The following is a 19,509-nucleotide window of genomic DNA, read 5'->3' on the forward strand; positions in this document are numbered from 1 at the left end:
ATCTATTCCTGACGGTAGGTTCACAACTCAGGGTTTTTGGCCGCTCACGATAAATCCGCCCACCCCGCCAAAGAAGCGTTGCTCGCGTTCGGCCTCCTCCAGGTAGCTCCAGAAGCGTGCCAGCTCCTCTGCCGAAATTGCACCTGCCGCCAAAGAGTGTTGCAGAATGCCATCAAAGATCATCTTAAAAAAGGCAAAGTCTGATGGAAGGACGCTGCCAATGATAACGATATTGCGCAGCCCGGCTTCACGAAAAAGCCGTGGCAACTGGCGCCCCATCCATCCCTGCCGTACGTTGTCACAGACCAGGTGGATCAACTTGCGGGCCAGCGTGCGGTCTGGAATATCGACCATCAGCAGGTCCAAATCGGCATCTGCTACCACGATCCGCGCACCTGGTCGTGCTACTCTAATCATCTCAGCCAGCGCCCGACCTGGCTCACTCAAATGCTCGAAGACGCGCGCTGACTGGCAACCATCAAAGGTCTTCTCCGCGAAGGGAAGTTGGTAGGCATTGCCTGAAAGGTACTCGACTGGCAAATGTGCCTCTGCGGCCCGCGTACGCGCCTCCTGTATCATGGTCTCGCTTGCATCTATTCCTACTACGCGTCCCCCAGGCCCTACCAATTCTGCCAGGGAGAGCGCATCCTGTCCCGTGCCGCAGCCAACATCAAGCAGTGCCGCACCTTCCTTGATTGCGAGCAGATCAATCATCATCTGCTTATAGATGCCTATGTCTCGCAGGGAGAGTGATTTATCAAGAAAGCGTGTAAAGAAATCGGGATGAGCTGCCTGATCTACCGTGTCAAAACGCGCCATATTATCGTTATACTTGTTCATCGCACTCCTCTTGATAAAACATGAAGGGGTACAGTCTAGCATAGTTCCGTTTACAAATCTGCTCTAACTTGCCCATTGGATACACCGGATATCCGTCCTTTTTTGTCCAATTCGCGTACGCACCTCTTCCAAGTATTATATAACGAAGTGCCTTAGTGCTTGCTCTCCTTGTCATCAAGGAAGAGCGAAAGAACGGGCAGGAGAAGATCAGGGCGGAAAATGATATTGTAATGGGTCGCGCCAGGCAAGATAGCGAGCCGAGAAGCAATCATATGCTCACCGTTCCAGCCAGCGTCTTGCTTGCCACCACCCAGGAGCTGGAAAAACTCGGCAACATGTATAGGCGAGAAGGAGTCAGCATCGCCGGCGACAAGCAGCGTAGGCGGCTTCAAGGTGGGAATCTGCTCAGTCCAATCGTAGTCACGGCTCATGGTTTCCTTCATGGCAGTCACAAAACGTGTAAAGTCTTCTGGCTTTGGCGCAATGCTCATATAGGCCTCTTGCATAGGCGTGCCAGCAAAGAATTCAGGAGCCATCGCGGCCATACCGGCTTGAATTTCGGGATACCAACCGGTCCGTTTAAAGGGGGTAGAGATGAGGATCAGCCTGTTAATGCGTTCGGGATGACGAATAGCTGTCTGTAGCGCTACTTTACCTCCCAGAGAGTAGCCAAGCAGATCGGCTTTTTCGAGCCCGAGATACTTGATGAGTTCGGCAATATCGTCAGCCATATCTTCAATGCTGAATTGACGATCGGTGAGGGCTGTGCGGCCATGCCCGTAAAGGTCGACGCCAATGATCTGATGGTTCTGAGCAAGCGTGGGAGATAGGGCGGCAAACATGTCAAAAGTTCCAAAGCCGCCATGTAGCATGACCAGGGGTGTACCGGTGCCATGGATCTCATAGTATAGTTCTATTCCGTTTACTGCGGCATATTTCCCGGCCTGATTGTGCGCTGTAGTTGTCAAAATAGTACTCCTTTAGTTTGAGTTGGGAAAGGGCAGCTCATCCCCGGCTCTATATTCTTCATATGGGTTGTATGCATGGCTTTGGGGTTTCTCTTTTACCGCTGGCGGTACTTTAATTATCGCGAGTAGAGCCTGCCCGGATTGTAGGCTCAATACAGCCTGCCTACCAGTATATTCTTTTGGGGAAGCGAAAAATGGAAGCCAACTTTATGGCTATGTGGAGAGGAAAGAATGTATGGCCACTATTGGTTACGATGCCGAAATTGTACTGGACAATCAAGGGTATCTTATCAAGCCCGGCAGTTATCTCATGCGTCAGCTGCGCATACGCAAAGCTACCATCCGCGCCGATGGTGGCGAAGCCTACGTCGATCTGGGTCCGGGCAAGCGGGTATGGAGCATGGTTATCCTCTGCCTCAATGATCTGCTCAGGTACGACGGTACGCTGACTGGTCTCACGGGCCAGCAGTATCGCGATGCTCTGCGCACAAGCTATCTCAACAGCACTGGCAGCACCATTCTCTATAGCGATCCCATCAACGCTACCGCTGTCGCGGTCCACTTCGACCAGTATTCGGAGCAGATCCTTGATCTACACAGTCAGGTCGTAGCGCTGGCAACAGGCAGCAGCCTGGCCGCTTCGTACCAGGTGGCCATTGAACTGGTGGAAGCATAGAGGAGGTGGCAGCGATGAAGCGTCGCGATCCGGTGACGGGAGATCAACTTTCTGCCGGGGAGTATCTCAGCTGGCTCATTCAGAGCATGATAAGACGTTGGGCCTTCTTAGGCCTGATTACCCTGCTGACGGTCATCGTGTGGACAACCAACAATCCGATCGCCTTGAACTGGTGGAATTTGGGTGCATCCTATATGGCCCTGGTCATCGAGTCGGTGGTCGGCATAAGTATGTATGCCCAGACCAGGCGCGATGCGCTTGTGATGCGCGAAACCAGGAAGATCAGCCAGCAAAACGCGCAGCAGCTTGCTCGCCTGGAGGCTGTCGAAGAAAAAATGCTGCTCATCTTGCAAAACCAGCAGGAAATCACTGAAAGGTTATGAGCGAAGTCAAGGCAGTCGCCAAAGAAGAGAGACGATTGGATGCGCTGTTCTGCTGGAAGAGCTTGACGAGGATTGAGGCAGCGATGTTAGGCCAGAAGGGCGAGCAGGCGAGATTCATCTTAACTACGCGAGAGAGGTATAAGGGGACATGAAACGTTTATCCAGCGAAGCTTTTGCCAGGATCGTGCTCAATAAACAGCTTTATCCATACCAGATCGAGATAGCTGAAGCTGTGATCGACTCAGTACTCAGAGGAAAAGGCCTGACCTTTAGCGTCATGCTCGCTCGTCAAATGGGCAAAAATGAGTTGAGCGCTATCATCGAGACCTATCTGCTCATGTGCATGGAGAGCGGGAGTATCATTAAAGCGGCTCCCACGTAACGTTTAAGCCGCAAATTGTCAACAGCAAGTTGCGCCTGCTCTCTATGCTCGAAGGCCCATTGACCCGCGAGCGCATCTTCAAGAGCTATGGCTATATCGTCGGCTTAGCGCCCTCACCCGAACAACGCTCAGCTCTGGTCGGCCCTCGCGTCATGTTCTTTAGCGCTGGCCCGGAGAGCAATATTGTTGGGGCCACAGCCAGTCTGTTGCTGGAGATCGATGAGGCCCAGGATGTGGCCATTGAGAAATACGATAGAGACCTCAGACCGATGGCCTCAACAACCAATGCGACCACTGTGCTCTATGGCACGGCCTGGAGCGACGATACCTTGCTGGCCATGATGAAGGCCCACAATCAGGAATTGCAGGAACAGGATGGAATCCAGCGCCACTTTGAGTACGATTGGAGGACGCTGGCGAGCCGTAACGAGCATTACAAGCGATTCGTTGAGGGCGAGATCGGGCGGCTGGGCGAAGATCATATGACGATTAGGACGCAGTATCGTCTCTTGCCGATAAGTGGAGCTGGCTTTCTGCTCAACGAGATGCAGCGCTATATGTTGCGCGGTTCCCACACCTGGGAAGAGGAGCCCAGCGAAGATGGGGAGGGGCTCTATGTGGCCGGCGTTGATCTTGGTGGTGAGGAGCGTGCGAGCCAAGGACGCTCAGCGCAGCTCAACAGGAAGCGTGATAGTACGGTGATTACGCTTGGCAAGGTGACCTATAATGAGCTGGGCCTGCCGAAAATCGAGATTGTGCATCAGCTCTGTTGGACGGGCATGCCCTACCAGGAACAGTACGCACAACTTGTCGCGCTTGTGCAGCGCTGGGAATTGCGCAAGCTGGTCATAGATCGCAGTGGCCTGGGAGATATGATGGCTTCGCTGCTCACAGCCAGGCTGGGCGAACAGCGCGTGCTTGCCTTCCAGTTTACCCGTCCCTCGAAGAGCCATCTGACCTATCAGCTCCTGAGCCTTATCAACTCTAGCCGGCTCAAGCTCTATCAGCCTGACGAAGCGCCTGCAAGCATTTATGAGGAGTGCTGGAAACAACTCAAGCTGGCGCGCTATCGCGTGCCGGCACAAAATTTGCTTGATATGTATGTGCCATCCGAAGAAGGCCACGATGATTTTCTCATGAGCGTAGCGCTTTGCGGTGAGGCGGTCAAGGATTGGTCCGCTCCCAGCGCCGAAGCGCACATTATCAGGCCGCGCCGCCTGTATGACAATGAAGGCTATTTTTAAGCCGTGGCATCAACTTGCGCTCGTGCTCATGGATTCTTCCACAAAATCATTGCCAGGTCGAAAGAACATTCGGTAAACTATCTCTTGTGCTCACAACACTATTCGAGCGCGAGAGAAAGGACATGAGTAGTGGCCATTATTGCACGCTATCACGTGGAAGCGCAGACAGGCGTTGGTTTCCGTTTGCAGCAAGGGCAGTTTCTTACGATCATTGATCCACAAGGAGAGCAGGTAGCCGATCTTGTGGCTTTTGGCGCGGTCAACACGACCGAGTGGTTATCATCAGGGCGCAGTATTGATTATAGCGAAACTATTTATTTGACAACAGGACATGTGCTGTACTCGAATCGGAGTAGCCCTATGTTTACCATTGTGGAAGATACAGTCGGCAAGCATGATTTTCTCTTTGCCGCCTGTAGCCCGGAATCTTTTTGGATTCTCGACGGAATCCAGGGATATCATCCCAGTTGCTTTGAAAATTTAGAAAAGAGCCTTGGCCCCTTTGGCATCACTGGAGACAGGCTTCCAACCCCATTCAACCTCTTTATGAATGCATCAGTTCTTCCCAGTGGACAGATCAAGATTGCTCCTCCACTCTCGCAACCAGGGAGCATTGTGCGGCTGCGAGCAGAAATGGACCTGGTTGTGGGTGTCTCAGCCTGTTCAACCGAAGCGTGTAACAATGGCACCTGTAAGCCTATTGACGTGGAGATTTCTGGAGAAACAAGCTGAATGTAGCAAGGAGCAGTGAAATCGGGATTGTGACAATTACTAACCTCTGCTAGGCCGGAAGATCATATGGAGCTTTATAGCCGGGGCCAGTTATCCTCAAGATAGAGCTTGATGAGCCCGGCGTGCGAGAGGGGTCGGTTTGCGGCATTGATGTCGCAATTGGTTTCGTAATCAAGGAAGATGATAGTCTTTTCCTTTTCTAGTTGCTTCAGCTCGCTGAGCAGATCTTGCAGACAGTGCTCAAGTACCCATTGATAGGTGGGCAGATAGATCAGGTGGCGCGCTTGCAGGTAGGGAAGCAATTGCGTTCCGGTCACGCCCTGGCGATGGCCCAGAACTTTTCCATATGTGCGGACGGAGCGCTTGAGATTTTTCATAGTGGTGATGGCAAATTTGCGCTGATCGATATCGGCCCGCTCAAAGACCTTGAGTCCCTGCCAGATGCCCTCGACGCTAGCGCTGAGATAGCCAGGCGAGAAGGGGACGGGAATATTGCCGTGTGGATAGAAGGGGCTGAAGCGCAGCCAGGGTTGGGAGCCGCGCGAGGTTACATCAATGATCGCGGCCTGCGGATGTTGCTGCCGAATTTTTTCCAGGGATGCGCGCCGATTGTAAATGATAATCACCAGCGTTTATCCTCCTACATGCCCCTTTGTAAGGTTAGATCGAAGATAACTGCGAAGAGCGTAAGACTGCTCAGCAAAAATGCTACTCTGTGTGAGAAATAGCTTTGTTTGGCTTATTGCATTTAGCAAGTCTGGAGCTAGATTATAGCATACCTGATCTCTTCCTTATCCATCTTGTGCGGCTGGCTATTTCGCTCTATGCTAAAAGCATAAATTTACTCAAAACAACCCTAAAAGCTATGCTCACAGCTTAGTTATGTAATAGATAGGTCATCGCTATGTTTTACTATCGCCAGGCAGGCTATCGCTCGTGTGCCGGTCAGGGATGGAGGACGTAGGATGTATGCTACAATAGAGGTGATCTTTCACCTGAGTTCAGGACAAAACCCGGTAGATGGACTCCAAAGAAAATCATCTCACGCGATTTGCAATCAAGGAGGCGTCCTAATGGAGAACCAACCTGATCTATCTAATTCTGCTAACTCTTCGTCCAAGACGATTCCACCTATATCGGATACCACTCCCTTCCCTACATCCCGTCTGAAGCAAGATGCCGATTATGTCTTTTTTGAATTAACGCGCAGCATTTGCCCTGAGTGTCGTCGCGTCATTGATGGGCACATTCTCTTACGCGATAATAAAGTGTATATGCGCAAGCGCTGCCCTGAGCATGGGCAGTTTGAGGGCCTGGTCTATGGCGATGCTCAGGCTTATACCTCTGCTGCTCGCTTCAACAAACCTGGCACGATACCGCTTGCCTATTCCACTCAAATTGAGCACGGCTGCCCTCATGATTGCGGCCTGTGTCCCGAGCATCAACAACATGCCTGTCTGGGTATCATTGAGGTGAATAGTGCCTGTAACATGAATTGTCCGCTTTGCTTTGCCAATGCTGGTGCGGGCTTTAATCTGACCCTTGAAGAAGTCGAAGGGATTCTCGATCATCTGGTAGAAACTGAAGGCAATCCTGAAGTGGTTCAGTTCTCCGGTGGGGAACCAACCATCCATCCCCAAATCATTGAAATGATGAAAGCCGCGAAAAAGCGGAATATCAGACATGTTATGCTGAACACGAACGGAAAGCGAATCGCTACCGATGACGATTTCTTGCAGCAATTAGTCGAATTGCATCCCTCAGTCTACTTTCAATTTGACGGCTTTTCCTCTGAAACCTATCGCATCTTACGCGGTGAACCGGATATCCTGACGCTCAAACTTAGGGCCTTAGACCGCCTGGCGGAAATTGGCGCGAACGTGGTACTGGTGCCGGCAGTTGATCGCTTTGTCAATCTTCACGAGGTAGGGGCGATTACTACTTTTGCAATGCAGCATCCGGCGGTTCGTGGCATTAGCTTTCAGCCGGCCTTCCAATCTGGCCGCCACGGAAAAAGTGATCCCATGCAGCGCTTGACCATTCCCGACATTCTCAAAGCGCTGGAAGAGCAGACCGGGGGAATGCTGCTGGTTTCGGATTTTGTTCCGGTTCCCTGCTGCTTTCCCACCTGTAACTCGGTCACCTATGTCCTCAACGATGGCGATACTGTTCTACCTTTAACGCGCGTCCTCAACGTTGACGATTACCTTGATTACATCACGAATCGTGCCGCACCTGATCTTTCGGAAGATATCAAAAGTGCCCTGGAGGGGCTCTGGTCCTCATCTGTTGTCCCGGGCTCCGACAAGGCGGCACAGCAATTTGCCCTTTCCTGTGCTGCTTGCGAACTACCCGATGGACTCGATCTTGCAGCCTTTGCGAAAAATATCTTTATGATCATGCTGCAGGATTTCATGGACCCCTGGACATTTAACCAGAAGAACTTGATGAAATGCTGTAAGGAGATCTTATTGCCTGATGGCAAGCAAATTCCATTTTGTGCTTACAACAATGTGGGATACCGCGAACAGGCTCGTACACAGCTGCAGGCCCGTGAGAGGCAACGCAATCAGGCCAGACGGGCAAGTCTCCCTTTTACGCCTGAACCATTAACTTTTTCATTTGCGCAAAAATAGCTTTGCCCTATCTATTAATAGGGAGGAACTGATGAACTCAGCATATGAGCCATCTCCTGATTCAGTAGAAGTCAAGACATGCTGCTCAACTCTGTATCAAAGCGACATCGTACGATTTCTACTCGGCGACTCGTTCCATCCTGGTGGTATTCAACTCACCGAACATCTTGGCACGCTGCTGCAACTGGCCCAGGGGCAGCGGATGCTTGATATTGCCTCAGGGCAGGGCAAGAGTGCGATTGCCCTTGCACAACGCTTTGGCTGCCAGGTACAGGGAATTGAATATGGCGCTCAAGCGGTCCAGAGGGCGACAGAGGCTGCGGCAGAGGCCGGAGTGGCCCATCTTGTCACCTTTCAACAAGGTGATGCCGAGCGCCTGCCAGTCGCCGCTGAAACGTTTGATGTTGTAATCTGCGAATGTGCCTTTTGTACATTTACAGATAAATCAACTGCAGCTTCAGAAATGTGGCGGGTCTTGAAATCAGGTGGACGTGTTGGATTGAGCGATCTCACCCGCTTAGGAGATGTGCCAGAAGAGTTGCAGAGCTTTCTGGCGTGGATTGCTTGCCTTGCTGACGCTCAACCTGTGGATAACTACACCAGTTATCTAACGCAGGCAGGATTAGCCGTCGATCTCATCGAAGAGCACAATGAAGCACTGTATGAGATGGTACAACAGATCCGTGGCAAGTTGCTTGGTGCAGAACTACTCGTGCGGCTCAAGAAGCTCGACCTTCCCGCCTCGCTTGACTTTACACAAGCAAAATCGCTTGCCAGGGCTGCCCTTACAGCTATTCAGATGGGTCGGTTCGGCTATATCGTAATGAGCGCGCATAAGGCAACATAAACCTCATCCTTTGCCATGCAGAAAATCTATATGCGTGATCTGTGCGATAGGGGCGATGATCAGTAAACAAGTGGTTATGCTCAAAATAGGAAGGCTCAGAAGATGGGCGAGCGAGGCAAATGGCGCAGGTGCCAGTAACACCAGAAAAGAAAGGCATTGAGCCAGCCCTGCATATTTGCCCCATACGGTCGAACTAAAGCGTACCGGGCGCGCAAAGGCCAGATAGCTTAATAAAACCGCTACAAAGGGAACTATGAAACGAAAGAGCATGACCAATCCAAACGGCAGAGGTAATACGCCGTTGCGGAGCAAAATGATGGTTAAGGAGAGATATAGACAAAAATCAGTTTCAGCATCGGCGAGCTGTCCTAGCCTGCTCTGCGTTCCCGTGTTCCTGGCGATCAATCCGTCAAGAATATCAGTAACTATGCCACAGAGAAAGATAGCTAGAGCCACGGTTGAGGGTGTGGGCAGGCCAGCGAAAAGCCTTCCAAGCAAGTATGAAGCACACAATCCGCGTATCCAGGTAAGTTCATTGGCTAAGCCGACGCGCGGTAGTAGCGCTCCACTATGCACTGATCGGTTTAGACCGAGATGCCAGTACAAATCGCACTGCTGCCACACAACGCAAAAGGCAAATCCTGGCAGGAGGTAGAGCGTATCGCTTATTCCCAGCAACAGGCCATTCCCAATCAGAGCAAGTAGAGCCAATAACGCAATGGTCAGGGTAAATTGTCTCCACGAATTGTGCAATGAAGGGTTGCTATGAACTGTTTGCATAGTTTGCATCCAGGAGCGCTGAAAGAACCTGTACCAGGCGCGTAGACTGAAATGATCGTTACGCAGCTCTGTTAATAGCTCAACAGCGAATGTCTCTTGCGAGCTCGATTGCATGCCAGGTACCGCTTTCGCTATCGTTATGCTTTTACAATAAGATGGGGCTGCGATAAGATAGGGAGTCAAAAGCTATAATGAAGCAGCTGATTCACTAACATTTCACCCCCATTCCAACCGGCCATAATTATACCTGTTTAGAACTTCTTTTTGAAGAGTATTGCCAGAGAAGGAAAAGTAACATGCAAGAAGGAATAGAGGAAACCAAAGGGAATGACGCTGCCCCGAAAGAACAGTTAGCACCCGGGGGCATTGGTGTGGCAGTGGCCATTGATTGGGGCCTGGCCGTACAAATATTCTTGACACCAATTATCACTGTTCTCAACCCAGCCAGCCAGCCAAAAATTGCTGCTCTCAATTCAACTCTTACCGTGGTGCTGTACTTCATCATTGCCTGGCTTTTGGCAGGGCTTTGTCTGTTCTTTGGCGAGATGCTGCGCAGTGGTCACAACTGGGCCCGTTGGATACAGATCGCTGTAACCGCACTGCTTACGCTGGGCGGCCTCGCTTCGTTGCCCGGCCTCTACCAAAGCCTTATAACGGGTCACTTCTGGCCGCTCGTCACGGAAGTTATCCTTGTCATCTTTGCACCTCTGGTGCTCTGGCGCTTGAGTCGTCCTGCTACTGGTCGCTGGTTTAAGACTGTCAGCGCAGCCGAGGCCCGCCAACGTCATGGTGGCAAATGGGTATGGTTTATCGCTCTGTTTGCTATCGTGGGAGGCATACTGCAAACCCTTGCGGTAATGAACAAATAGGATGGTAATAACATATGTCTCAAACGAATTATGATTATGATCTTACCATTCTGGGCGGCGGATCAGGTGGGTTGACAGCGGCCCGTGTTGCGGCCTCGCTGGGAGCGCGGGTCTTGCTGATTGACAAAGAGCGCCTGGGCGGAGATTGTTTGTATACAGGCTGTGTTCCCAGTAAAAGCCTTATCCATGTTGCTCAGATCGTTCACCAGGCGAACAATGCTGCCCGTCTGGGTTTAACCACGCATGGAATAGATGTGGACATGGCACATATCAACACCTACATTCAAGGCGTGATCAAACGGGTCTATGAGGCAGAGCATATATATACAGATGATGTGACTGTTAAATTTGGAAGTGTTTCTTTTCAATCTCCCACGGCCCTGCTGCTTGATTCTGAACGCATCACTAGCCGTTCGACAATTATTGTCACAGGATCGCATCCTGTCATTCCACAGATAGCGGGCTTGGCCGATTTGGGCTACCTGACGAACGAGGATGTCTTTCAATTAACGCGTTTACCAGCATCGCTGCTCATTGTCGGTGGCGGCCCTATCGGTGTCGAGCTTGGACAGGCCCTGGCGCGCTTAGGGGTCAGGATTACCATCATCCAGGGGCCGGAACGAATTTTGCCGCGCGAAGATCCCGCTGTCTCCGCGGCAATTACTGATGTGCTTGAGTCTGAGGGCGTGACCGTGGTCACAAAGGCACGTGCCCAGAATGTTGAGCGGTCGGGAGCAAAGAAGCGCCTGATCGTGAAACGGGGCGACCAATTTATCGCATTTGAGGCTGATGAACTGCTTCTTGCCGTGGGTCGTCAACCAAATGTGGATGGACTCGGGTTGGACAAGCTCGGCATAGCCTGCACAGCGCAGGGCATTCAGGTGAACAGCTATCTTCAGACCACCAGAAAGAACATCTTTGCCCTCGGCGATGTGATTGGTGGTTATCTTTTTACGCATGTTGCCGCGTATCAGGCGGGTGTGGCCGTGCGCAATGCGCTGTTGCCTGTGAGCAAGAAGAAGGTAGATTATCGCGTCCTCCCCTGGTGTACGTTTACAGATCCAGAGGCGGCGCGGGTTGGCCTGACCTATGAGGAGGCGCAACAGCAGCATCGACAGGTGCGCGCCGTTACTCTCCCCTGGGCTGATATCGACCGTGCGCAGACCGAGGGCGCCACAACCGGTTTTATTCAACTCGTGCTGGCAGGCAAGAAGGAGGAAATTGTGGGAGCACATATGGTCGGTACCCATGCTGGCGAGTTGCTTGGTGAGATAGCTTTGGCCATGCAACACCATCTAACGATCTCTGACATGCTGGCTACCATTCATCCCTATCCAACCCTGACTACGGGTTTGCAGCAGGCAGTTTTTGAGGCCCAGCTTTCAGGAAGGCAGGGCCATACTAATCGTCGCATCGTCAGTACCATGCTCCGCCTCCTAAAGTAATAGCGAGAAAATATCATCTATGCTGTGAGCATAGCTTTTCTCTTCCTTAACAGGCGCTGAGCTGTTATGCTTCGTGGTAGCTTTTGCCAATTCATCAGTCGGAGTGAGTGCGCGCTTTTGGCAATTGACTCATTCCTTTGCCAGTACACTATGCGGTGTTTGGGCTTTAAAGAGGGGAGATATTCTGAATGAAGCTACTTATTCTCGGGGGAACAGTTTTCCTTGGTCGCTATCTGGTTGAGGCGGCGCTCGGCCAAGGGCATGAGGTGACGATCTTCCATCGTGGAGTGCATGAGACGCCTTTCTCTACAACAAAGGTCGAGCATGTGCAAGGTGATCGCAATGAGGGGCTAACGGCTCTAGCCGGGCGTCGCTTCGATGCTGTAATCGATACGAATGGCTATGTGCCACGACATGTGAAGGCCGTAGCACAAACGTTGGCCGAGAATATCAAGCGCTACGTCTTTATCTCCAGTATTTCGGTCTATGCTGACTTTAGCACAGCCGGGCTGAAAGAGTCGTCCCCGCTGGGACAAATCTCTCCCGAGCAGGCGCGGGAGGCCGAGCAGTTAAGGCCGCCCACGACGGGAACTATCGCTCTCACCTATGGCGAAATGTATGGCCCGTTGAAGGCGCTCTGCGAGCAGACGGCCGAAGAGCTCATGCCTGGCCGCGTGCTCGCTATTCGTCCCGGCCTCATTGTGGGTCCCCACGACTACTCGGATCGCTTTAACTATTGGGTGCAGCGCGTGGCCCGAGGTGGAGAAGTCCTGGCTCCAGGTCGACCGGATCGCCCTATCCAGTTGATTGATGTGCGCGATCTCGCCGAGTGGACTATCCGCATGATCGAGGCGGGACATGCTGGCGTTTATAATGCTACCGGCCTTGATGCCCCTCTTACCATGCAGCAATTTCTTGAGACATGCAAGAGCGTGAGTGGAGCGACGGCAACTTTTACCTGGGTCGACGAGGCTTTTCTCCTTGAAAAGGGAGTTGTGCCGTGGTCCCAACTGCCCTTGTGGCTCCCTGAATCTGATGAGAGCTTGCGCGGCTTCCTTGACGCCGACATCCAGAAAGCTCTAGCCGCCGGCCTTACTTTCCGCCCTCTGGCCCAGACAGTAGGTGCTACCCTGGCCTGGGAGCAGCAGCGCTCACCTGACGAGCAACGCAAGGCCGGAATGTCAATCGCACAAGAGAGCGAGTTACTGCAGGCCTGGCACCAGCGCTAAGGCTGCGCCCAGCATATATATTGACCTCAAGCCCTTAGCTCTCAGGAAAGCGCTCGGGGTAGCGTACAAAAGTGTAAATTTGCTGGGGAATAGTCTGGAGAAACACGCCCTCGCCCCATTCGCGCACACTTGAGCCAGTTTGCTCTTGCTGGAAAGCTTCAACTTCGGCAAAAGCAGGCTGATCGGGCGCTAAAACGCGGGCGCTACCATGTACGATAATGGCCAGATCATCACCCTGGTAATGGGTAAAGCTCATTGCGGGACGGCGCAACAATTGTCGGGTGCGCACGGCGGCGGCTACGGTCGGAATATACCATTGTCCATGAAACAGCAAGGCTCCGATCGGGGCGTTGCGCGGTTCCCCTTTGCTCGTGACGGTTGCCAGGGCAATATTTTGTAGCGCGCGCCACAGATGGGTGATCTGGCGCGCAGAAAGAGAGTGGGCTGGCATTTGAAAGGATTCGCGTAAATATGGCCTGACCTGCTCAATACTGCGATCCAGCAAGTTCTGAAGCTTCTGCCAATCGGCCTCGGTTTCATGCATGTTAAGATCCTCGCTTTCATTGGAAAACAAGCTTAATAAGCTTGCTTGTAAAGTGTTTCTGGCTGCTCAACTCAAGCTTGTCAGGCTATTTTAGCCATGAAGCATCAAGAGGGCATCTGTTGTAGATCTTCTCATGACGGGAATCTGCATTTCGGTCAAGGCGAAAGGATTGTCGCCTCCTTCCTGTGGCAGATAGACCTCGCGAGCTATCGAGCTTTCTGCAAAACAAAAGCCATGCTCCTCGCTCCAATCGTCGATGGCACTACATGCATCGCAGGGGTTTCCAGGCCTGCACATATGCATTACACAGGCCATGATTGGCACTTCCGGCAGCGTTCTGACCGCTATCCGCTGGCTATCCGGCAATGGGCGGGTCAGAACACAACTCACCTCTATATCCATTCTTCCCTGTTGGGAGCGTGTGCCGTGCCAGAGAACGCTATGGGGCTGAGATAGCTCAATGCCATAATAGCTCAGGTATTCATCGAGCTCTCCAAAGATATCTGAGAGCTGAGCAGGGGCAATCACTTCACGGATGGAGGCGATGGCATAAGGCGCAATATGCTTGAGCATCACCTCATATGGAGACAGTGTTCCTTCTCGTTCGATCTGCTGCAAGCGCGCTTCAAGGCGAGATAGCCGCGCTTGCTGGGTCTCTACAAGCTGTTGGATTTCAGCTTGCTTTTGCCTGAACAGATCCCGCGTTTGCGTTGGCGATATATCCGCCTTGAGCAAGTCTGTAATTTGTTCCAGGGTAAAGCCAAGTTCTCTGAAGGCCTGAATGCGCCTGAGGCGTATGAGTTGCTCAGCTGTGTAATAGCGATAGCCTGTGTGCTTATCTGTATAAGCAGGCGGAAGAAGACCAATCTGATCATAGCGCCGTAGCAGCTTCACTGAAACTTTGCCAGATTTGGCAAAGTCGCCAATCTTAAACATCTAGAAATCCTCTCAAGGTCCCAGCAAAGTGATTATCTTCTTCTCTATGATACACTCTCCCAGCGCTGGGAGAGTCAAGGGAAAGAAGGCACGTTAAGGCCTATTTTGAGCTGTTCATAAGAAGTTTTTACCTTCTGGCCTCCTAAGCCATGGAGTGTCTGGCCAGGTAGTTGGCGAAAGTTGTCATAATGACCGTTATAAGCAGCAGGACGGCCGCTATGCTGTAGGCGATCCACTTTCCTGGCTTTTGCCAATTGGAACGAGAAAAAGGATAGAATCGATCTCGCGCGGCCCAAATTGGGTTCATCAGCTTGCTCAACCTCCTTTGACAGAACCATTTCTCTCCCTATATAATGGAGGAAGTATTCACTCGTATTTGGGAGGTTTTGACATCTATGCCAGTGTGCTGCTAACTCCATTCTGTTTCCTGTTTAACCAGCGAAACAGACATTCCCGATCTTGCTTTCATCACTCACGTGTCTCTCATCAGGCATGAGTGCTCAGCCGTTCTGCGCCTGCATTGAGTGAGGCGTCTGCCTCCTACTCGACATGCATATGGGCCTCGCCTGCGCGAGAGGTTGGATAGTGAGAACACAAGCAGCGAGATGGGGCGAGAGTTAGGAGAAGCATGTGGCGAAGAGGTGTTAGGCCTGGAACTGCGGCGAAGGCATCGCCGATGTTTTCGATAGCCTGGGCCATTGGCCGATGGATGCCATCTTTTCCTTGTTGCGGCATCGCATGTTCGAAGCAGTAGGGCAAGCGATGGCCTGCTCTCTCTTCTTCCCCTTGTCTCCCCAGTGTTTCCTTGCGTGTGTTGATGTGATCGTATTGTGCATTCTCGAAGATTAAAGCAAGGATTACCTCTCATGACAGAACATAAGCTTTCACTCCTCCCTTTCTACGCTGGTTGGGGTATTTACAATCAGCGCCTTGTCGCGGCCATCGCGCCCCTTACAGGGGAGCAGCTAGCCTTGCGTCTCACGCCGCAACATTGGTCGCTTGGCATGTACGTGACGCATATTGTTGCCAATCGCGCCTGGTGGTTCCACGCGCGAATGGGTGAGGGAGGCGATGATCTTACTCCCCTCGAATTATGGGCTTTGGGAGTCTGTGAGGCAGATGTGGACCCATGCCATCCGGCGGCAGAACTGGTTGCCGGCCTTGAGAAGACCTGGCAGATGATCGAGGAGGCGCTTGCTCGCCTGACCCCTGCAGATCTTCAAGAGGTCTTCCCGCCTCTTTCTGAGGTGGAACGTGTGCGTCACGCGAAACTGGTTGAGCCTGCACTCCAGCCATACGCCCAGATGTGGTTGGATGCTGAGCGGTTGGCTGGAGAGGACAAACCGGCACGTTCGCGTCAGTGGATCATCTGGGGCGTGCTCGCACATGATATCCATCACGGCAGCGAAATCTCCACCACTCTCGGCCTCCACGGCTTGCCAACCATTGATTTAGATGGATGGATTTGGTGAAAGTTTTGGTAGCTTCAGTAACAGGGTCATCTCTGTGCTGAAGCTACCTTCTCTATCCACCTGGATAGAGATTTGATTCAGACCTCAATCCAGACGGCAAGATCTCCCAACGCTTTACCGATGCCCGGGCCAAAGGCTTTAGCGGGTGATCCTGTGCTCTTTAAAGCCAGACGGTAGCCAGGCCCGAGGCAACTATCGAATTCGGAAGCGGCTACAATTACTGATCTTCAAACAGTGCGAGAAGCTTTTCAACAACAATGCATGGCTCAGCAGGCACATAACCGCCAAACGCTACGACGGCGGGCATGAGCGTTTCCATTTCGTCACATAACTTGCGAAGTGCGGTTGCCTGTTCTGCTTGCGTGTAGCAAATTTCCAGTCGATTACGCCTGAATGGGGGTACTTTGAATTCATGTGCATATTTCACCTGATCTATGGAATCCTTCAGCCATGATAGCAAAATATGGAAGTTGATCATATCCCCCTTGGCCCCCTTTGCAGCGCCTGCCGCAATCATCCAGAAGAAGCCTACAGCGTCCGACGCGGTTTGCACTGCCTTTTCACGGGTCAGTGGTTCTGGCTCCGGCGCTTCTGGAATCCCTACTTTAGCGAAGAGCAGCAGCGATTGATGCTCCTGGTGCGCCTTATGCTGCGGAATGAGCATCCAATCGATATTCTGGCCCGATTCGCGATAGACAACATGCGTAAAAGTGCCGCCAACGAGGTTATTAGAATGCGCTTCATAGATAATAGCCGGTGTGCCAAATTGCTGAAACAGGGCCAGGCGTTCTGGCGTCGTCCTGCCTCCTGCAGGCCAAGGTGCAGCACAGAGAGCTTCACTGTATGCTTCTGCAACCACGACATGTAGATCTAAATCACTTACCCAGGTCTGTTCTCCTCGTCCGAAGCTGCCCGCCAGCCAGGCAGCGAGAAAACGCGGATCGTCTTTGAGAAATGCTGTGATCTTGGTGAGCAACGCATCACGAGCGGCTGTAAACTGTTCTCGATTACTTGACATGTGTTGTCTGCCTTTCTAAATGCTGAGTTTATTGTCAAGAAAAAAGGCATTGGAGTAAAAAAAGAAACAAAATAAGTGAGATACATGTTTTGCAGCCAGAGCATCCAAAATCCAGTAATTTTGGATGCGATGTCGTTTGGGAAGAAAAGTTTCAGGTGAGAAAAGGATAGACAACGCGCAAGCCATGCATCTCTTTGCACCAATGCCATAACAAACACAACTTTGTTCCTGTGGTTCTGGAATTCTAAATCATCAATGGGACAAAGAGGTTTGCCATTTCCTGTGTGAAGTTGGCAATGCTACAAAGTTAGAACAATGGCTTCGGCATAAGTGTCAAATCCTCCAATTGCAGATTATTCACCTACCATACCATGGTAAACATCTGCCTGTCAATCATTTTATATCTTTCTATAGTTTGCTACTTCATCTGATACCATTCAGGCAAGTAAAAGGGCTCAAGCTGCTCATCAAGCAGGCTCACATAGCGGTTGTCTTTGTGCTGGGCCAAAGTGTTGCGCAGCTTCATCACGCGCTGGGCCGCCACTTGCGACTTCGCCTGCAGGGCCAGGCCAATCGCCTGGGAGGCATGCTGGTACATTTCCTCAAGCGCCCCTTGCTGCAAGTAAATTCCCGCCATATCCGTATGCATTGTGGAGCGCCGCCGTATCAGCGTAGGATTGACTGATGCCAGGGCCTGGGATAGGGCCTCCTGAGCCTGGACAAGAAAGCGTGTCGAGGCAGCATCCTGCGGCGAATAGAGATGAGGGAAACTTGCACCTTTGTAGGATAGCAATTTAAGGCAATCAATTCCCATGCCATAGCGAATATCCCTCTCATCTTGAATGCAATCGGCATCGCTGAAGGCGCGCAGGCAAGCCTCTTTCTCATTGAGATGAGCCTGCACCTCGGCCTCGATGACTGCCAGCCAGGCGCGCATCGTCACATCCGTTTTCACGGTAACAAAGGAGCGAGCATGCTGAATGCTGGAAAGCGCTTCCTGATGCTGCTGGCTATAGGACCAGGTGAAGCTCATCCAGCCCCAGCCAGCGGCCTCTAGTTCGGGAAAGTTTGCTTCCCGTGCTGCCTGGACTACCGTTTGATGGTAGGCTCTGGCCTTAAGATTATCGCCTAATTCGAAGAAGAGCGCGCCGATTAACAGGGCAGTCTCGCCAGCGATAGCGCACAAACGCGCCCGTTCGCTGGGCAGCATGGAGCGTTCAAGAAAGCTCAGGATCTTGAGAAAATGTTCGGCCACATAGCCCAGCAGATCATAAGGGGCAAGGGCATCCGTAGTGCGATCTTGCCAGTAGTCGCTAGTCTTTGTGGCTAGATACTGCACTGTGCGCTCTTCCATCTCGGCGGGTTGGGCCAGGATCTGCGAAAAGCGATTGACCAGCGAGAGATCCGTTAATCCAGCGGTAGGCGTGACGATGGTGGCGGCGACTGCTCCCAGCAAGTGACGGCGGAATGCATCCATGTTTTGCCCCTTTTGTTCTTGCAGATGATCTTCTTCTGCTTTTAGTATACCTTGTGTAGTAAGAACATGGGGCGTAATTACTTGCGATTTTTGCAGCATTAGCAAAGGTGGGACAAGAGCTTCGGGCGAGATAGGGATATGGGCTAGCCTTTTCGCCAGCGCCTGGGTCGAGGCCGAAAGTTCCAGACCCTCTTCGGCAAAGCTGCGCCGGGCTTGCTCATAGCAGGTAGTAGCCTCGTGTGCCAGGCCAATGCGCTGCAGAAATGCCAGCATGCTGCATAAAATGGCTTCGTCCAATGGGTAGAGGGTGAGCAGCTTGCGATAGATACATTTAGCGTTCCAGTGGAGATAAAGTTGCTCATAAGTGTAAGCCAGGGCCAGAAAGCAGCTTTTCTTCTCCTGCTCAACGGCGGCACAGATCGCATGGCGCCATAGCCCGGTTTCCCCTTCCAGCGGCTCGCCTCGCTCATAGAGCCGGCAGGCCTTTTCCAATAGCTGCCGCGCCTGTTCCAGATCAAGGCGCTCGGCTTCGCGCATCAGCGCCTCACACTCGTCTAAGTCTGTCCAGATGCTTGCCTGATCGGCTAGGTGATAACTTACCGGAGTACTGCTGAGCGCTTCTTTCCCCAGGGCTTGCCGAATTCTGTAGGCTGCATCGCGCAAGTAGCGTTCGGCCAGGCTCGGATCTCTAGTGGGAGGCAATACATCCTTGATCAGCTTCTCGCGGCTCAAACATCGCCCGGGCGTACAGAGGAGCCGTTTGAGCACGCCCCGCGCATAATTATTCTTTCCTAAATCCTGCTCTATCGATCTCCACACTCCCTGCTCTTCTTGCTTCTCAAGAAGAAAAATACCAAGCAAGCAAACATGCGCATGAATAGATTGATTACCCTCATTGACCATTCTTCCACCCTCCATAGCAATAATCTCACATCCCATCTCCTCCTCGCCTTAGTATACTCTATTATCGCGTTATTTTCTATGTATACCGCTATTCTGTTGATTCAGATATCTAATACGATATGCGCTAC

The 19,509-nt window shown here is 52.0% G+C and carries 20 protein-coding genes; 11 read left to right on the forward strand and 9 right to left on the reverse strand.

Features of this window, described 5'->3' with window-relative positions; all coding sequences use genetic code 11:
- Positions 1-27: 27 nt before the first annotated feature.
- Positions 28-840, reverse strand: coding sequence for a methyltransferase domain-containing protein (locus EPA93_RS09255; protein WP_165422979.1), 813 nt, complete (start codon positions 838-840; stop codon positions 28-30).
- Positions 841-992: 152 nt separating this feature from the next.
- The gene (locus tag EPA93_RS09260) at positions 993-1,808 is read right to left on the reverse strand and encodes an alpha/beta fold hydrolase (RefSeq protein WP_129886782.1); all 816 of its coding nucleotides are present in this window, start codon (positions 1,806-1,808) and stop codon (positions 993-995) included.
- A gap of 235 nt (positions 1,809-2,043) precedes the next feature.
- Between EPA93_RS09260 and EPA93_RS09265 the strand changes: the two genes are divergently transcribed.
- From EPA93_RS09265 to EPA93_RS09285, 5 genes are all read left to right on the forward strand, one after another.
- Positions 2,044-2,484 (forward strand): hypothetical protein, encoded by a 441-nt coding sequence (locus EPA93_RS09265; RefSeq protein WP_129886783.1) that lies wholly within the window; start codon positions 2,044-2,046, stop codon positions 2,482-2,484.
- A gap of 14 nt (positions 2,485-2,498) precedes the next feature.
- Entirely contained in the window at positions 2,499-2,867 is a 369-nt protein-coding gene (locus EPA93_RS09270) for a hypothetical protein (RefSeq protein ID WP_129886784.1), read from the forward strand.
- A gap of 148 nt (positions 2,868-3,015) precedes the next feature.
- Complete coding sequence (locus EPA93_RS09275; RefSeq protein WP_129886785.1) at positions 3,016-3,249, forward strand: hypothetical protein; 234 nt, start codon at positions 3,016-3,018, stop codon at positions 3,247-3,249.
- A gap of 44 nt (positions 3,250-3,293) precedes the next feature.
- Positions 3,294-4,493, forward strand: a complete 1,200-nt coding sequence (locus EPA93_RS09280; protein WP_129886786.1) for a hypothetical protein — start codon at positions 3,294-3,296, stop codon at positions 4,491-4,493.
- Between the two features lie 129 nt (positions 4,494-4,622).
- Positions 4,623-5,225, forward strand: a complete 603-nt coding sequence (locus EPA93_RS09285; protein WP_129886787.1) for a DUF1989 domain-containing protein — start codon at positions 4,623-4,625, stop codon at positions 5,223-5,225.
- 74 nt (positions 5,226-5,299) lie between these two features.
- Here EPA93_RS09285 and EPA93_RS09290 read toward each other — a convergent pair whose 3' ends face one another.
- Positions 5,300-5,851, reverse strand: a complete 552-nt coding sequence (locus EPA93_RS09290; protein ID WP_207229487.1) for a DUF6939 family protein — start codon at positions 5,849-5,851, stop codon at positions 5,300-5,302.
- A gap of 447 nt (positions 5,852-6,298) precedes the next feature.
- On the opposite strand from EPA93_RS09290, the gene EPA93_RS09295 reads away from it, so the two are divergent.
- Both EPA93_RS09295 and EPA93_RS09300 read left to right on the forward strand, forming a co-directional pair.
- Positions 6,299-7,861, forward strand: a complete 1,563-nt coding sequence (locus EPA93_RS09295) for a radical SAM protein (protein WP_129886789.1) — start codon at positions 6,299-6,301, stop codon at positions 7,859-7,861.
- Positions 7,862-7,892: 31 nt separating this feature from the next.
- Positions 7,893-8,708: a class I SAM-dependent methyltransferase gene (locus EPA93_RS09300; protein WP_129886790.1), complete on the forward strand. Its 816-nt coding sequence runs from the start codon at positions 7,893-7,895 to the stop codon at positions 8,706-8,708.
- 3 nt (positions 8,709-8,711) lie between these two features.
- On the opposite strand, the gene EPA93_RS09305 is transcribed toward EPA93_RS09300, so the two are convergent.
- Complete coding sequence (locus tag EPA93_RS09305) at positions 8,712-9,602, reverse strand: CDP-alcohol phosphatidyltransferase family protein (RefSeq protein ID WP_129886791.1); 891 nt, start codon at positions 9,600-9,602, stop codon at positions 8,712-8,714.
- Between the two features lie 182 nt (positions 9,603-9,784).
- Here EPA93_RS09305 and EPA93_RS09310 point away from each other — a divergent pair, with 182 nt between their 5' ends.
- From EPA93_RS09310 to EPA93_RS09320, 3 genes are all read left to right on the forward strand, one after another.
- Positions 9,785-10,357 carry a hypothetical protein gene (locus EPA93_RS09310; RefSeq protein WP_129886792.1) on the forward strand — a complete coding sequence of 191 codons (573 nt, stop codon included), beginning with the start codon at positions 9,785-9,787 and terminating at the stop codon, positions 10,355-10,357.
- A 14-nt stretch (positions 10,358-10,371) separates the two neighbouring features.
- Positions 10,372-11,802: a dihydrolipoyl dehydrogenase family protein gene (locus EPA93_RS09315; protein ID WP_129886793.1), complete on the forward strand. Its 1,431-nt coding sequence runs from the start codon at positions 10,372-10,374 to the stop codon at positions 11,800-11,802.
- Between the two features lie 188 nt (positions 11,803-11,990).
- Positions 11,991-13,031, forward strand: a complete 1,041-nt coding sequence (locus tag EPA93_RS09320; protein WP_129886794.1) for an SDR family oxidoreductase — start codon at positions 11,991-11,993, stop codon at positions 13,029-13,031.
- 34 nt (positions 13,032-13,065) lie between these two features.
- On the opposite strand, the gene EPA93_RS09325 is transcribed toward EPA93_RS09320, so the two are convergent.
- The 3 genes from EPA93_RS09325 to EPA93_RS48270 form a co-directional block, all read right to left on the reverse strand.
- Complete coding sequence (locus EPA93_RS09325; RefSeq protein ID WP_129886795.1) at positions 13,066-13,575, reverse strand: pyridoxamine 5'-phosphate oxidase family protein; 510 nt, start codon at positions 13,573-13,575, stop codon at positions 13,066-13,068.
- 90 nt (positions 13,576-13,665) lie between these two features.
- Positions 13,666-14,511 (reverse strand): MerR family transcriptional regulator, encoded by an 846-nt coding sequence (locus EPA93_RS09330; RefSeq protein ID WP_129886796.1) that lies wholly within the window; start codon positions 14,509-14,511, stop codon positions 13,666-13,668.
- Between the two features lie 142 nt (positions 14,512-14,653).
- Complete coding sequence (locus tag EPA93_RS48270; protein ID WP_165422980.1) at positions 14,654-14,818, reverse strand: hypothetical protein; 165 nt, start codon at positions 14,816-14,818, stop codon at positions 14,654-14,656.
- Between the two features lie 559 nt (positions 14,819-15,377).
- Between EPA93_RS48270 and EPA93_RS09335 the strand changes: the two genes are divergently transcribed.
- On the forward strand, positions 15,378-15,983 hold the full coding sequence (locus EPA93_RS09335; RefSeq protein ID WP_129886797.1) for a DinB family protein: 606 nt from the start codon (positions 15,378-15,380) through the stop codon (positions 15,981-15,983).
- A 217-nt stretch (positions 15,984-16,200) separates the two neighbouring features.
- On the opposite strand, the gene EPA93_RS09340 is transcribed toward EPA93_RS09335, so the two are convergent.
- Both EPA93_RS09340 and EPA93_RS09345 read right to left on the reverse strand, forming a co-directional pair.
- Positions 16,201-17,001, reverse strand: coding sequence for a nucleotidyltransferase domain-containing protein (locus EPA93_RS09340; RefSeq protein ID WP_129886798.1), 801 nt, complete (start codon positions 16,999-17,001; stop codon positions 16,201-16,203).
- A 418-nt stretch (positions 17,002-17,419) separates the two neighbouring features.
- Positions 17,420-19,417, reverse strand: a complete 1,998-nt coding sequence (locus EPA93_RS09345) for an AfsR/SARP family transcriptional regulator (protein WP_129886799.1) — start codon at positions 19,415-19,417, stop codon at positions 17,420-17,422.
- Positions 19,418-19,509: the final 92 nt, after the last annotated feature.

It is taken from the genome of Ktedonosporobacter rubrisoli (genome assembly GCF_004208415.1).
Lineage (GTDB): Bacteria > Chloroflexota > Ktedonobacteria > Ktedonobacterales > Ktedonobacteraceae > Ktedonosporobacter > Ktedonosporobacter rubrisoli.